We start from the raw sequence: 16,104 nt of genomic DNA on the forward strand, positions 1-16,104 counted from the left end.
GGTGGGTTGACGGAAGAAATCAGGCCGGTCGAAGCTGGCTTCTCGCACGTTCCTGTCTCGAGGAGGAGAAGCAATGTTCCGTCACCGCTCCCTGCCGGCGCCGGCCGCCGTCGCGGTCGCCCTGGCACTGGCAATGACTCCGGGAGGAGCCGCATCAGCGGCGGCCACGGCATCGGCGCAGCCGGTCGCGCTCGCCGCATCCGCTCGGGCCGGCGTCGACGTCGCCCACGACGCCGTCGCCACCGCGTCCTCCGTCGAACTCGATGAGGACCGATTCGCGGCGGCGCTCGCGAATGACGGCGACCCGTCCACCCGCTGGTCGTCGAAGTACGTCGACGACAGCTGGCTGCAGCTCGCCCTGGCGAAGCCCTCGCCGGTGTACTCGGTCGAGATCGACTGGCCGAACGCCTGTGCGCGCGCCTTCTCGCTGCAGACCTCGGTCGACGGCACGACCTGGAAGACCGTGGCCGAACGCACCGGCCAGACCACGTGCCCGCGCACCGACGAGATCGTGATCGACTCCGACGAACCGGTGTCGTTCGTGCGGATGCAGGGCGCGCAGCGCTGGTCGCAGTACGGCTATTCGATCTCGGAGATGCGGGTGTGGAACGGCCCGAAGCCCGAGCCCGTGCCCGAGCTGCCGCTGGTTCCGCAGCCCGTCGAGGTGCAGCGCGCAGACGGCGCGTTCACGCTGCCGGCGGATGCCCGCATCGAGGCGTCGCGCGATGCCAAGGATGCGGCGAAGGTGCTCCGCGACGTGCTGCGTCCGTCCACCGGATACAGGCTGCCGATCACCGGCACCCGCGATCGGGTCGACTCCGCGATCGAGATCGACGTCGCCGACGGCCTCGCTCCGGCCGGCCACGCGGCCGAGGGGTACGTGCTCGACGTCGACGCCGACGGCATCCGCATCGGCGCCGACACCGCGGCCGGCGCGCTCAACGGCGTGCAGACGCTGCGGCAGCTGCTGCCCGCCTGGGCGGAGGGCGACTCGCGGGCCGACATCGACTGGACCGTGCCGTTCGTGTCGATCGAGGACTACCCGCGGTTCGAGCACCGCGGGCTGATGGTGGATGTCGCTCGCAGCTTCTACACGGTCGACGAGGTCAAGCGCCTGATCGACTCGGCGGCACCGCTCAAGCTGAACCGCCTGCATCTGCACCTCACCGACGACCAGGGCTGGCGACTGGCGATGGACACCCCCAGGAGGAACCCGTCCGGCATCGACTACCGGCTGCTGACGAAGATCAGCGGCGCGACCGCGATGACGTACAACGGCGCGGGTGACCTGATGGGCACCGAACTCGGGCACACCGGCTTCTACACCCAGCGCGACTACCGCGAGATCGTGAAGTACGCGGCCGCGAACGGCATGACCGTCATCCCCGAGATCGATCTGCCCGGCCACACGAACGCCGCGCTGCACGCGATCCCGCAGTTGAACTCGGCCGGATCGTCGCCGAAGCCCGAGGCAGGCAGCGACACCGCTCCGGCACAGGGCACGGGCGATGTGGGGCGTTCGACGTTCGACGCGAACAACGACGCCACCTACGAGTTCATCTCGACCGTGCTGCGCCAGCTCGCCGAGCTCACCCCCGGACGATACATCCACATCGGCGGCGACGAGGCGCACACCACGAGTCACGCCGACTACGTCAAGATGGTCGACTTCGCCAACGCGCAGGTCGCGGGCCTCGGCAAGACCGTCCTCGGATGGAACGAGTACGCCGGCACGGCGCTGCCGCAGGATGACGCCGTCGTGCAGTACTGGAACGGGGCGGGCGCACCCGTCGCCGCCGCGGTCGCCGACCACGGCGCCAAGGTGATCATGTCGCCGGCGAACCGCACGTACTACCCGCAGAAACAGGATGCCCGGCAGACCGCGGGCGGCACCTGGGCCTGCGGCGGCCCGTGCACGCTCGAGAACGCCTACAACTGGAACCCGGCGACGCAGATCTCCGGCGTCGGCGAGGGCGACGTGCTCGGGGTCGAGGGCGCGTTCTGGGGAGAGTTCATCCGCGGCGTCGACCAGGCGCAGTTCTTCACCTTCCCGCGCCTGCTCGCCACCGCGGAGACGGGCTGGACGCCGCAGACCGAGAAGAACACCTCGGAGTTCCTGCAGCGGGTGGCCGACAGCGGGCCGCGGCTGGCGCTGCAGGGCGTGAACTTCTTCCCGACCGCGACCGTCGACTGGGCGGCATCCGCCGCGCCGCGGGTGACTGTGTCGAAGGGGCTGAACTCCGCTTCGCACTCGAAGGCGAAGGCGAAGGCAAACGTGAAGCTGCAGTGGCGGATCGCCGCCCCGGCGACCTCGAGCGACGAGGTCACAGCGCGGATCATCTGGGCGGACGGTCACTCCGAGTCGGTGGCGCTGAAGGCCGGTGGCACGACCGACATCGCGGCGATGACGCTCAACCCGGTGTACACCGGTCAGACGACGCGCACCGTCTCGAAGGCCGGTGACTACACCGCGCAGTTCGAGGTCTCGGTCGCGGGCGATGTGGTGTCGACGACGCCGATCACCGTCACGGTGCCCAGCCGGCACTGACCGACGGATCACGAGGGGTGTGCAGCCGGTCGGCTGCACACCCCTCATACGTCCGGACAGCGCTTTCAGACAGCCGCGCGACCTTTATCCTCATTATTTATGTCGGAGGGTTGTCGGAAAAATTCCGGCCTCATAACGTGGTGCTCATGCCGCAGCCCGCCGGAGTGCAAGCGCTCGTCCGCAGGACCCACGAAGACCGGGTCCTTCAAGTGCTGCGCGAGCACGGAGGCCTGACCCGCAGCGAGCTCTCCGCGCACATCGGCCTGTCCCGCACGACGCTCTCCGAGATCACTGCGGCACTGCTCGCGCGCGGCGTCATCTCGGTCAGCACGCCGACCGAGCAGGTGGTCGGCCGAGGCCGACCCGCTGAGACCCTGCGTCTCGACCCCGCCGCCGGTCAGTACATCGGCGTCGACTTCCGGCACAGTGTCGTGCGTGTGGCCGTCGCCAACGCGGCGCGCGAACTGATCGCCTCGGATGTCGCCGGCTATGACGGCACCGAGGGGTGGGAGGGGCGCATCGCCGTCGCCCTGCAGCTCATCGAGGAGATGCCGCGTCGCCACGGCGTGCACCTGAGCAGCGTGCTGGGGGTGGCCGTCGGGCTGCCGGGTCCGTTCTCGCCGCGTGTGCCGCGCGACGAGTCCGAGCCCATCGTCGAGGCCCGGCGCGCGGGAGCGGAACTGGTCCGTGCTGCGTTCCGCGACCGTTTCGGCACCGAGGTGATCCTCGACAACAACACCCGTCTCGCTGCCCTCGCCGAGGCGGCATGGCGGCCCAGCGAGGGAGTCGGGCACCTGCTCTACATCCGGCTCTCCTACGGCATCGGCGGCGGACTGGTCATCGATGGCCGCCTCGTCGCCGGATCCACCGGCCTGGCCGGTGAGTTCGGTCATCTGCAGGTCAGCGACGCGACCACGCCCTGCCGGTGCGGCAAGCGCGGCTGCCTCGAGACGATCGCGTCGATCGACGCCATCCTCGGCGGATGCCGCGACGCCGGCGTCCCCGTCGCATCGCTCGCCGACGTCGAGGACGCGGCCGCGAAGGGCGATCCGCTCGTGCTCGGGGTGCTGCGGAACGCGGGCAGCGCGGTCGGCAAGGTCCTCGGCTCGCTCGCCGTGGCGCTGAATCCGGCGGAGATCGTGATCGGAGGAGAGGTCGCGATGGCCTCCGACGTGATCGTCACGCAGGTCGCCGAGACCGTCACCTATGAACTGCTTCCCGTCGGCCAGTACGGGCCGCTGATCAGGCGGACCGATCTGGGCGACGAGGGCGGCGCGATCGGCGGGATCATCGCCCTGCTGCGCCGGACCCCGCTGCTGACCGACTACCCGAACTCCACAGCATCCGACACCCCGCCCCGGGCCATGACACGAAGGACCCCGACCATGACCGCTCCCGCATCCCGAGGAGGTCGATGATGAGCACCGCCTCGCGCACCGCTCCCCCGAGACCGCCACGTCCACGATGGCAGCGCCCGCACGCCCCCGGCGCAGCAGGTCGGCAGCCCGCCGGTCGCCGGTGCTGCTGACCACGATCAGCATCATCGTGGGCATCGGCATCTGGTGGCTGCTCTCGCTGCTCGGATTCCGCCTGCCCACACCGCCCGAGGTGGTCGCCAGGTTCGGCGAGCTCATCGCCGACGGCACCCTGATCACCGACCTGCTGGCCAGCCTCACCCGCGTGCTGATCGGCTTCCTGCTCGGATCCATCGTCGCCGTTCCGGTCGGGTTCCTGATGGGCTGGTACGCCTGGGCTCGCGGTCTGATCGACCCGTGGATCCAGTTCTTCCGCATGATCCCGCCCCTCGCGCTGATTCCGCTCGCGATCGTGCTGCTGGGGATCGGTGAGGAGCCGAAGATCCTGGTGATCTTCCTGGCCGCGTTCTTCTCGTGCGTGGTCTCGACCTTCCAGGGCGTCGTGAACGTCGACCGCACGCTGATCAACGCCGCGCGCGTGCTCGGCGCCAAGGACGGCGCGATCTTCGTGCGAGTCGTCGTGCCGGCATCCGTGCCGTTCATCCTGGTCGGCATGCGCGTCGGCCTCGGCGCCTCCTGGGCGACCCTCGTCGCCGCCGAGCTGATCGCCGCGCAGGTGGGCCTCGGCTACCGGATGCAGCAGGCGCAGATCTACTACGACCTGCCGACGATCTTCGTCGGCCTCATCGTCATCGGCGTCTTCGGTCTCGTGATGGACCGGCTGCTGCTGCTGGCGGAACGCAAGCTCACGGGATGGCAGGAACGCCGATGAACACCTCCACTGCGACCGACGCGCGCATCAGCGTGCAGAACGTGACCAAGACGTTCGATCTGAAGGGTGAGAGCTTCGTCGCCCTCGACGGCGTGTCGCTCGACGTCGCCGACAACGAGTTCGTGACCGTCGTCGGCCCCTCGGGCTGCGGCAAGTCCACCCTGATGAACATCCTCGCCGGGCTGGACACTCCCACCTCGGGTGCGGCGCTCGTCGACGGCGTGCCCGTGGACGGACCGGGCCCCGATCGCGGCGTGATCTTCCAGCAGTACGCGCTGTTCCCCTGGCTCACGGTGCGCAAGAACGTCGAGTTCGGTCTGAAGACCGCCGGCCTCCCTGCCGCGGAGCGCCGCGAGCGCGCCCAGCACTTCATCGACCTCGTCGGGCTCACCGAGTTCGCCGACGCGCTGCCGAAGATGCTCTCCGGCGGCATGAAGCAGCGCTGCGCGATCGCCAGGGCCTACGCGGTGGATCCCCGCATCCTGCTGATGGACGAGCCGTTCGGCGCCCTCGACGCGCTGACCCGCGTGAAGCTGCAGGAGCAGCTGCTCGACACCTGGAGCGCCGACAAGCGCACGGTGATGTTCATCACGCACGACGTCGACGAGGCCGTCTTCCTCGCCAACCGGGTGATCGTGATGGCGGCGAGGCCGGGCCGCATCTACGAGATCATCGACGTCGATCTGCCCTATCCGCGCACCGAGGAGATGCGGCTCAGCCCCGAGTTCGCGGCGCTGCGCAACCGCGTCTGGAACGCGGTCTACCACCAGACCCCCGGCCATCGAGCCACCACCGCCGTCGTCTGACGGCTCTGATGATGAGGAACACCATGACCCGATTCTCCCGCGCGCGCGGCGCCGCTGCCGCCGCCGCCATCGTCACCGCCGCCCTGGCGCTGGCCGGATGCTCCGCCGGATCGTCCGGCGACAACGGCGACGCCGGATCCGCCGAGGACTCGCCCACGGTCCGCTTCGGCTACATCGCCGACTTCAACGGCGCCAGCCTGCTCGCGATCGCCGACGACCAGGACCTGTGGAAGAAGCACGGCCTCGAGGTCGAGACCCCGGTCTTCACCAACGGCCCGCTGCAGATCCAGGCGCTCGGCACGAACGATCTCGACTTCGGCTACATCGGCCCCGGTGCCATGTGGCTGCCGGCATCCGGTCAGGCGCAGGTCGCGTCGATCAACAGCCTCGGCAACGCGGACCGCGTGATCGCGCAGCCCGGCATCGACTCGATCGAGGACCTCAAGGGCAAGAAGGTCGCCGTTCCCGAGGGCACCTCGGGAGACATGATCCTCACGATGGCGCTGAAGTCCGCCGGAATGAGCATCTCCGACGTGCAGAAGGTCGCCATGGACCCGTCGACGGTGGTCGCCGCGTTCTCGTCCGGGCAGGTGGATGCCGCCGGCATCTGGTACCCGCTCATCGACACGATCGAGAAGCAGGTGCCCGACCTGGAGATCCTCGCCGAGAACGAGGACTTCTCCGATGAGGTGGCCTTCCCGAGCGCCTTCGTGGCCAACCCGACCTTCACGAAGGAGCACCCGGAGGCGACGAAGAAGGTGCTGGCCGTGCTGCGCGACGCCATGGACTACCGTGCCGAGAACCTCGACGACACCGTGAAGATCACCGCGGCGATGCTCAAGGGCGATGCCGACGCCTTCGCCTCGGACGCGAAGAACGCGAAGTACCTCAGCTCGTCCGAGCTCGACGAGCTGACCGAGGACGGCACGGTGGCCACCTGGCTGACCAGCCTGAACGAGTACTTCGTCTCGGCCGGCAAGCTCGACAAGCCCACCGACGCCTCCACCTACTACCTCGGTGACGAGTTCGTCGCAGCCGGGAAGAAGTAGGACCACGATCGGCTGCCGGCCGCGGACACCGCGGCCGGCAGCGCCAGCCCGCCCTGCGAACGCCGGGGCATCGCGAACGAATGAGAAGCATGACCAGCCAGAAACGCCCGAACATCGTCCTGATCCTCACCGACGATCACGCCTCGCACGCGATCAGCGCGTACGGCTCGGTGGTCAATCGCACACCGCGGATCGATGAGATCGCCGACGCCGGGGTGCGGCTGGAGAACTGCTTCTGCACGAACGCGCTGTGCACTCCGAGCCGGGCTTCGATCCTGACCGGCACGTACAGCCACGTCAACGGGGTGACCACGCTCGAGACGCCGATCGACGCCTCCCAGCCGACGTTCGTGTCGCAGCTGCGCGAGGCCGGATACCGCACCGCGATCGTCGGCAAGTGGCACATGGGCGAGGGAGCGGGCCACGATCCTCAGGGCTTCGACTACTGGGCGGTGCTGCGCGATCAGGGGAGTACTTCGACCCGCAGATCCTGACCGAGGACGGGGTCGAGATCGTCCCGGGGTACGCGACCGACGTGATCACCGATCTGTCGCTGAAGTGGCTCGATTCGCTCGAGGGCGACGAGCCGTGGTGCCTGCTGATCCATCACAAGGCGCCGCACCGGCCCTGGGAACCCGACGAGAAGCACAGGGGCATGTATGCGCAGGACCGGATCCCGCTGCCGGCGACGTTCGACGACGACTACGCCACCCGCACCTCGGCGGCGCACCGCGCGGCGATGCGGATCGCCGACCACCTGACGCTGACCGATCTGAAGGTCGCGCCCCCCGAGGGGCTCACCTACGAACAGGCGGCGGTCTGGAAGTACCAGCGCTACATGGAGGACTACCTCGCCTGTGTGGCATCCGTCGACGACAACGTGGGCCGGGTCATCGACTGGCTCACCGAGCGCGAGGTCTTCGACGACACCCTGCTGATGTACACCTCCGACCAAGGGTTCTTCCTGGGCGACCACGGCTGGTTCGACAAGCGATTCATGTACGACGAGTCGCTGCGGATGCCGCTGGTGCTGAGCTGCCCGTCGCGGATCCCCGCCCGGGAGGAGCCGCTGACGCAGATCGTCACGAACGTCGACTTCGCGCAGACGGTGCTGGAAGCCGCCGGACTCGCCCCGCATGCCCGGATGCAGGGCGTGAGCATCTGGCCGCAGCTGACCGACGAGCCGGATGCGCCGACGCGCGACGCGATGTACTACCGGTACTTCGAGAACGACGACGTGAACCATCACGCCTTCGCGCACTACGGCATCCGCACCGAGCGGCACAAGCTGATCTACTTCTACAACGACGGGATGGGGCTGCCCGGATCCTCCGGCCTCAGCTACCCGCCCGAGTGGGAGCTGTACGACCTGGCCGAGGATCCGGAGGAGCTGCGCAACGTCTACCTCGACCCGGCCTACCTCGACCTGCGTGAGGAGCTCAAGGTGCGGCTGTGGCGTCTGCAGGCCGAACTGCTCGACACCCCGCATCCGTCGCAGCCGGTTCCGGAACGGATCACGGCCGCCGCCGGCTGAACTCGGGCGGCCCCGCCGCGCGGGCGCGCGGTTCCCGGAGCGCGACGGCGACTTCCGCCGGAGCGCCCCGGAAGAAGTAGCGCAACCATTGACGGATTTGTAAGCCGTCTGTACGTTACATATCACCGTGTGTTTGCGGAAACATTTCCCAGCGAAGGTGACCTCGATGATGAGACATCCGAAGTACGTCCGACGACTGTCCGCCGGTGGAGCGGCACTCGCGACCGGCCTTGCGCTCTTCCTCACCGCGCCGGTCTCTCCGGCCCTGGCGGCATCGGCCACCCCCGCCGCGTCCACCGAGGGCGAGAACGTCGCGCTCGCCTCTCAGGGCGGGAAGGTGACCGCCACGGGCCAGGAGGTGGCGGGTCAGTGGGGGCCCGATCTCGTGATCGACGGGGTCATGAACCCGGGCGCCGCATCGCGCGACCAGTCCCGCTGGTCGTCGAACACCGCCGACGACGCGTCCGTCACCGTCGAACTCGCCGAGCCGACCGTGATCGATCACGTCGCCATCGAGTGGGAGGCCGCCTGCGCCGCGAAGTACAAGCTGCAGGTCTCCGCGGACGGCGTGACGTTCGTCGACGCGACCGACGTGATCGCCCCCACCTGCGGCGCGCGCGACGTGCAGAAGCTCACCGCGGTCGACGCCGGCACCCCGTACCGCTTCGTGCGGATGCAGGGCGTCGAGCGCACCCCCATCGGCGGTCAGAAGTACGGCATCTCGCTGTGGGAGCTCGAGGTGTGGAACGGAGCCGAGCCGGTGATCGAGACATCGCGCGCCGACTCGCTCGTGCCGCTGCCCGTGAACGTCGACGCCGATGACGATGCGGCGCCGTTCACCCTCGGGCGTGACGCGCGCATCGTCGCGCCGGCATCCCTCGCGCAGAGCGCAGAGTTCCTCGCGAAGCTGATGCGCGGATCCACCGGGTACGACCTGCCGGTGGTCTCGAGCGGCGCCCGCGACGGTGACATCGTCTTCGCCGACGGCGCGGTCTCCGGGTTCGCCGGAAAGGGCGAGGCATACGGCCTGACGAGCGGCGAGACCGGCATCACGGTCACGGCGAAGACCGAGCACGGCGCCTTCAACGGCGTGCAGACCCTGCGGCAGCTGTTCCCCGCGTTCATCGAGTCCGACACCGTCGTGCAGGCCGACTGGACCGCACCTGCGGTGCAGATCACGGATGCCCCGCGCTTCACGCACCGCGGTTCGATGCTCGACGTCGCCCGCTCGTTCCTCACCGTCGACGAGGTCAAGGACTACCTCGACTCGATGGCGGCCTTCAAGCTCGACACCCTGCACTTCCACCTCGCCGACGACCAGGGCTGGCGGCTGGAGATCACCAACGAGGGCAGGGCCGCCGGAGACACCATCGACTACTCGCTGCTGACCTCGCGCTCCGGCGCGACCGCGATGACCCAGCAGGGGTACAAGAACGAACTCGGCCGCACCGGGTACTACACGCAGAAGCAGTACAAGGACATCGTGGCCTACGCCGCGGCCCTGCACATCACCGTCATCCCCGAGATCGACACGCCGTCGCACACCAATGCGGCGCTGCACGCGATTCCCGAGCTCAACACCGCGAACTCGCGACCGGGCGTCGACGAGAGCGGCCGGGTGCCCGCCAACGGCACCGGCAGCGTCGGCTATTCGACGATGGATGCCAACTCGGATGCCACGTGGACGTTCCTCGAGCACGTGCTGACGCAGCTGGCCGCGCTGACCCCCGGCGAGTACATCCACGTGGGCGGGGATGAGTCGCATGTCACCCCGCACGACGACTATGTCGCCTTCATCACCAAGTCGGTGCAGCTCGTGCACGGCCTCGGCAAGAAGATGATGGGCTGGAACGAGGCATCCGTCGGCGGCGTTCAGCAGGACGACGCGATCCAGTACTGGGTGGGCGGCACCGCCGACACCCTCGACGCCGTGAAGAACAAGGGCGCCAAGCTCGTGCTCTCGCGCAGCAACAGCGCGTACCTCGACATGAAGTACAACAGCAAGACGCCGATCGGCCTGACCTGGGCCGGTATCGGCGACTTCCCGGCGTACTACAACTGGGATCCGGCCGGTGTGGTCACCGACGGCGGCCAGAAGCTGCCGGACGAGTACATCCTCGGTGTCGAGGGACCGATGTGGGCCGAGACGATCCGCGGCGGCGAACAGGCCGAGTTCCTGGGCTTCCCGCGCGTGATCTCGCACGCCGAGATCGGCTGGACGCCGCAGGCGCAGCGCGACGTCGCCGACTTCACCACGCGGATGGCGTCGGTCGGCGAGCGCCTGCTCGCGATGGACACCAACTTCTACGACGGTGCCGCCACGAAGTGGGAGTGGTCCGCGGCCGGACAGCCGGTCGCCGTGTCGCCCGGACGTGATCTGACGCTCTCGGTGGCGACCGTCGCGGCGCCCGGCACGAAGCTGCAGGAGGACGGTGCCGCCATCGCCGTCGACCGGGTCGACGACGCCGACGGCGTCAGCGCCTCGACGCTGCAGGACGCGCTGACCGCGACCGTCGACTGGGGAGACGGCAGCGAGCCGACCACGGCATCCTTCCGCACCGACGCCGAGCGCAACGCGCTGCGGGCGGCCGGCCTCTACGAGGTGCGCGGAAAGCACGCCTACGCCGAGGCGGGCACGTACCGCGGAACCGTGACGTTCTCGGATGGCTCGTCGGCAGCCTTCACGTCGAAGGTCGTGGCAGGCACTCCGGATCCGTCCGATCCCGCTCCGTGGGACTCCTCGGTGACCCCGAAGATCGACGTCGCTCCGAGGGGGATGCTGGTGACAGGCTGCCGGGGACGCTGAGCGGTTTCGAGCCCGGATCGTACGTGGAGCTGAGCGTCGGCGACCGCGTTCTCGGCACGGTGCGCCCGGACGCGAAGGGCGAGTTCGCCCTGTCGCTGCCCGTCGTGCCCGAGACCTACAGCGGCACGTACACGGTGACCGCGAAGGCGGGCGACCGCACCGCATCCGACAAGGTCGTCGTGTCGTCGCACCTGGTGCCGCTGGCGAACCAGCTCGACAGCTCCACGCTGTCGCTCGTCGGGGTCGACTCCGAGGAGACCGCCGGCGAGCAGGCCGGAGGGGCGAACGCGATCGACGGCGACCCGGCCACGTTCTGGCACACCCAGTGGCAGGGCGGCAGCCCGGCCTACCCGCACTGGATCACGATCGACCTCGGTGCGGAGTACGAGGTCACCGGGTTCGCCTACACCCAGCGCGCAGGCCAGGCCAACGGCCGCATGAAGGACTACGAGGTGTACGTCGGCGACTCGCCGGACGAGTTCGGCGACGCGGTGCAGACCGGATCGTTCCTCGACATCGGGCGTGAGCAGGTGTTCGAGTTCGACACCCCGGCGCGCGGGCGCTACCTGAAGCTGGTGGGCACCTCCTCCATCAACGGCAACGCCTTCGGCGGCGCGGCTGAGATCGCCGTCGGGGCGGTCACGCCGACTGCCGACACCACGCGGCCGACCGTGTCGCTCGTCTCGCCGACGGCGGCCGGTCCGTTCCAGGCTCTGCAGATCGAGATGGATGCGGCGGATGCCGGCGGACTGAAGCGGATCGTCGCGAACATCTACAAGGGCAGCACGCTGGTCAAGAGCACCCAGACCCAGGTCGGCGGTGCGACGACAGGGCACCACGCCGCGACGGTGAAGCTCCCCGACGGGGACTACACGATCCGCTACAACGCGCAGGATCTCGCGGGCAACATCTCCGCCACCAGGACCTTCGCCGTGACCGTCGACGCCACCGCGCCGACGGCGACGGTGAAGGACGGCGCGCAGTTCACGGTCGGCGCCGACGGCGTCTACGACAGGGTCAGCTTCAAGCTGCACGACGCCGGGAAGATCGACAAGGTCACCCTCAACGGCGTCACCAAGGACCTGTCGAACAACACCTGGTCGGATGTGAACGGGATCAAGCCGGGCACGTTCGGAGCGGTGAAGGGTGAGAACACCCTGGTCGTCTTCGACGTCGCAGGCAACACGTCGACCACGACGTTCACCCTGAGCTGACCCTCGCCACAATGAAGGATGCGGAGAAGATGCGACGAGAGAAGCAAGGATGGCTGCGGCATGTGGGACGCACTGCGCTGGTCGGATCGGTCGCCATGGCGATGATCGGTGGCGCAGTCACCCTGACGGCCTCCGCCGCTCCAGCGGCCGTCGCCGCGTCGAAGGCCGCGATCGTGTCGTTCCCCGGCAATGACGGCGCGCCCCATCGGGTGACCTGGGACTCGCACTCGTTCAAGGTCGACGGCGAGCGGCTCAACATCTGGTCGGGCGAGTTCCACTACTGGCGTCTGCCGGCGCCGGAGCAGTGGCGCGACCTGATGCAGAAGCTGAAGTCGGCCGGGTTCAACGCGGTCTCGCTGTACTTCTTCTGGGGGCTGCATCAGTCCGAGCGCGGCGGCGACTTCGACTTCACCGGCATCCGTGACGTCGACAGGCTGCTGACCATGGCGGAGGAGGAGGGACTGTACGTGATCGCCAGGCCCGGTCCGTACATCAATGCCGAGATCTCGATGGGCGGGCTGCCCGCGTACATGACCAACGTCGACGCACCGCTGCGCGGGTCGGAGGACCCGCAGGTGCTCGCCGACTCGAAGGCGTGGCTGAGCGCGGTCAACCGGATCATCGGGAAGCATCAGGTGACCGACGGCGGTGGGTCGGTGCTGATGTACCAGGTCGAGAACGAGCTGCTCGACGACAGCCCCCAGCGCAAGCAGTTCCTCACCGACCTCACCGCGAGTGTGAAGGTCGACGGCATCACGGTGCCGGTCTTTCACAACGACTGGGGCATGGGCGGCCGGTTCCGCGACGTCGACACCTACGGTCTCGACTTCTACGCGTACGACAACTACCCGCTGGGCTTCAACTGCGGCGCCCAGCGCAATCGCATCGGCGAATCCGAGACCGCGTTCCGCGCGATCGCACCCGACACCCCGCAGTTCATCACCGAGTCGCAGGGTGGTGCCTTCACCCCGTGGGGTGCGGCGTTCGACACCGAGCAGTGCTACTCGTACACCGACGAGGGCTTCACCCGGCAGTGGGGCGCGCGCAACGTCGGCAACGGCGTCACCGCGTACAACTCGTACATGGCTTTCGGTGGCACCAACTGGGGCTGGACCGGATCGCCGTCGTCGGGGTTCACGAGCTACGACTACGGGGCGGCGCTGAACGAGGACCGCACGATCACGCCGAAGTTCGCGGCGCAGAAAGAGGTCGGCGCGTATCTGCAGGCGGTACCCGACCTGGCATCCATGCGGCCGCTGGCCGCGCCGAGCGCGACGGTCGAGAGCGGCAGCGCCGTGCAGGCGTACCAGCGCATCGCGACGGATCAGGATGCGGCATCCGCCACCGACGACGGCAGCACGCGTTTCCTCGGCTTCCGGCTCGCCGACTCGAACGACACCACCACCACCCGGTTCACGTTCCCGCTGATCCTCGGTGCTGCCGGCGACGACAGCGGATCCGGCGTCGTCAGCACTGACGACCGTGACGCCGGCATCGCCTACACAGGTTCGTGGAAGCAGGTGGCCGACGGCGGTGCGCACGACGGCACGCTGACCACCTCGACGGCGGCGGGCGCGAAGGCCTCGTTCACGTTCAGTGGCACCTCGGTGCAGCTGGTGACCTCCACGGGAACCGACCACGGCACCGCACGCGTCACCATCGACGGCGTCGACAAGGGCACCTTCAGCTCGCACGTCGACACCGACCAGAACAAGCCGGTGCAGCAGGTCTCGTTCGAGGCGACCGATCTCGCCCCCGGCGTGCACACCATCGTCGTCGAGAACCTCGGCACGCCCATCGATGGCGGCACCGGCACCGTCGTCGCGATCGATGCCTTCCAGGTGCCCGACGACTCCAAGGTGCAGTGGAACGACGACGTCGACGACCTCGTGTTCACCGGATCGTGGGAGCACGCGACCGGGAAGAACTGGACCTCCGGAGACATCGGCGGTGACGAGACCTTCTCATCGAAGGCCGGCGACGCGTACGAGTTCACCTTCACCGGCGCGGGCTTCGAACTGATCGGGCCGCACTCCGAGAACCACGGACCGGCAGACGTGTACATCGACGGTGAGAAGGCCGGGCGGACTTCCGAGCAGGTCACTTCGTCGGCGCAGCCGCAGAAGGTGCTGTTCTCGCAGCGCGACCTCGCCTACGGCGAGCACACCGTGAAGGTGGTGGTCACCGGCGAGCGGTTCGAGGGCTCGAGCGGGTCGTTCCACTCGCTCGACGCGGTGAACATCTACCGCGATGCCGACAGCGGCAGCGTCATCCCGGACGGCCGGATCGGCTGGGAGCGCGTCCCGCAGAAGGCGGGCACCTCGCTCACGCTGCACGGGCGGGACGCGCTCATGCTCACCGCCGACACCCGCATCGGCGACCACGCGCTGTACTACACCACCAGCCAACTGTTCGGCGCCCCACTGCAGCGCCGCGGTGGCGTGGTGCAGTATGCCATCGGCTACGCCGGCGACGATGGCGAGACCGTGCTGCACTACGACTCCGAGCCGAAGGTCACGCTGCCGCCGGGCGTCGAGCGAACCTGGAACGCCGAGCGAGGCGAGCTGCGGCTGAACTACGTGCACGGAGCTCCCGCCGACATCGTCGTCGACGACGGCGAGCAGCCCCTGACACTGCGCATCATGGATCGTGAGCATGCAGCAGATGTGTGGTTCATCGACGGCGGCAGCAAGGGGACGGTCGTCGTCGAGGGTGCCTACCTTCCGAGGGACGTCCGGTTCCACGGCGCGGTCGCGACGCTGACGGGCTCGATGGCAGAATCCGGCAGCCTGCGCATCGATGTGCCGGACGGCATCAAGCAGGTGCGCTGGAACTCCACGAAGGCGAAGGCCTCCCACGGCATCGCCACGCTGCGGGCGCCCGGGCCGAAGGCGGTCACCGTCCCGAAGCTGACCTGGGTCACGGCATCCGACGACGCCGAGGCCGAACCGCGCTTCGACGATTCGCGCTGGACGGTCGCGGACGACACCGCCGGGACGCGCTGGCAGGGGCCGGGTGCGAACCAGAAGGTCGTGCTCGACTCGAACCACTACGGGTTCTACGAGGGGTCGGTCTGGTACCGCGCGCACTACACCGCAGCGCAGGACGGCGGAACCCTGAGACTCCAGGGCAACGGCGGCAGCGGGCAGCCGGGCCACGGCAAGGCACCCGCGTTCATGCAGGTCTGGGTGAACGGGGTCTACGCCGGTTCGCCGCGCGCAGCGGGCGGGTGGCAGGATGTCGCGGTGCCCGACGGCGCGGTGAAGGCGGGTGACGACGTCGTGGTCTCGGTGCTCGTCAATAACCTCGGTCAGAACCTGGACTGGTCCGACGACGGACTGTCCCGGCAGAACCGCGGACTGTACGACGCGGTGCTCACCGACGGCGGTAGCGGCGTGACCTGGCGGATCGAGGGTGCGACGGCCGCCGACGCCGATCCGGTGCGCACGATCTACAACAACGGCGGACTGTCCGGCGAGCGGAAGGGGTGGCATCTGCCGAACTTCAACGACCGGAAGTGGAAGCGCGCCTCGTCACTGGTGGCCGACGGCCCCGGCGTCGACTGGTACCGCTCGTCGTTCCGGCTGAACGTGCCCAGGGGGCAGGACACGGCCTTCCGTCTCACCGTGAACTCGCCGAAGTTCGACGTCGGCCGCACCGACGGGTCGCAGGCGACGATCTTCGTCAACGGATGGAACACCGGCGTCTACATCGGCGACATCGGACCCCAGAAGCAGTTCACGATCCCGAGCGCGTTCCTGAACATGCGCGGCAAGAACGAGATCTCGATCGCGGTGGCGGCGAAGGCCGCCGGGATGGGGCCGGAGTCGGTGACGCTCGAGGCGGTGCACTCCACGACCGGAGGCCTCGGGGGCTGATCGGTACGACAGGCGCCGGCAG

At 68.7% G+C, this 16,104-nt stretch carries 10 protein-coding genes; all 10 read left to right on the forward strand.

The features are described 5' to 3' along the window. Positions 1 to 73: 73 nt before the first annotated feature. The 10 genes from L2X99_RS14520 (at position 74) to L2X99_RS14565 (ending at position 16,082) form a co-directional block, all read left to right on the forward strand. Entirely contained in the window at positions 74 to 2,548 is a 2,475-nt protein-coding gene (locus L2X99_RS14520; RefSeq protein WP_236135308.1) for a family 20 glycosylhydrolase, read from the forward strand. Between the two features lie 146 nt (positions 2,549 to 2,694). Further along, on the forward strand, positions 2,695 to 3,966 hold the full coding sequence (locus tag L2X99_RS14525) for an ROK family transcriptional regulator (protein ID WP_236135309.1): 1,272 nt from the start codon (positions 2,695 to 2,697) through the stop codon (positions 3,964 to 3,966). 46 nt (positions 3,967 to 4,012) lie between these two features. Next, on the forward strand, positions 4,013 to 4,795 hold the full coding sequence (locus L2X99_RS14530) for an ABC transporter permease (protein ID WP_236126124.1): 783 nt from the start codon (positions 4,013 to 4,015) through the stop codon (positions 4,793 to 4,795). Beyond that, entirely contained in the window at positions 4,792 to 5,601 is an 810-nt protein-coding gene (locus tag L2X99_RS14535) for an ABC transporter ATP-binding protein (RefSeq protein ID WP_236126123.1), read from the forward strand. Before L2X99_RS14530 ends, L2X99_RS14535 begins: the two co-directional genes overlap by 4 nt. A 23-nt stretch (positions 5,602 to 5,624) precedes the next feature. Further along, positions 5,625 to 6,650: an aliphatic sulfonate ABC transporter substrate-binding protein gene (locus tag L2X99_RS14540; protein ID WP_236126122.1), complete on the forward strand. Its 1,026-nt coding sequence runs from the start codon at positions 5,625 to 5,627 to the stop codon at positions 6,648 to 6,650. A gap of 89 nt (positions 6,651 to 6,739) precedes the next feature. Next, on the forward strand, positions 6,740 to 7,144 hold the full coding sequence (locus L2X99_RS17970; protein ID WP_268928522.1) for a sulfatase-like hydrolase/transferase: 405 nt from the start codon (positions 6,740 to 6,742) through the stop codon (positions 7,142 to 7,144). Positions 7,145 to 7,185: 41 nt separating this feature from the next. Continuing rightward, on the forward strand, positions 7,186 to 8,184 hold the full coding sequence (locus L2X99_RS17975; protein WP_268928523.1) for a sulfatase/phosphatase domain-containing protein: 999 nt from the start codon (positions 7,186 to 7,188) through the stop codon (positions 8,182 to 8,184). Between the two features lie 166 nt (positions 8,185 to 8,350). Next, positions 8,351 to 10,990 carry a family 20 glycosylhydrolase gene (locus L2X99_RS14555; RefSeq protein WP_236135310.1) on the forward strand — a complete coding sequence of 880 codons (2,640 nt, stop codon included), beginning with the start codon at positions 8,351 to 8,353 and terminating at the stop codon, positions 10,988 to 10,990. Between the two features lie 23 nt (positions 10,991 to 11,013). Further along, positions 11,014 to 12,204 carry a discoidin domain-containing protein gene (locus L2X99_RS14560; protein WP_236135311.1) on the forward strand — a complete coding sequence of 397 codons (1,191 nt, stop codon included), beginning with the start codon at positions 11,014 to 11,016 and terminating at the stop codon, positions 12,202 to 12,204. 29 nt (positions 12,205 to 12,233) lie between these two features. Further along, the gene (locus tag L2X99_RS14565; protein ID WP_236135312.1) at positions 12,234 to 16,082 is read left to right on the forward strand and encodes a beta-galactosidase; all 3,849 of its coding nucleotides are present in this window, start codon (positions 12,234 to 12,236) and stop codon (positions 16,080 to 16,082) included. The last annotated feature ends 22 nt before the right edge of the window (positions 16,083 to 16,104 follow it).

The sequence above is a fragment of the Microbacterium sp. KUDC0406 genome (assembly GCF_021582875.1).
GTDB lineage: Bacteria > Actinomycetota > Actinomycetes > Actinomycetales > Microbacteriaceae > Microbacterium.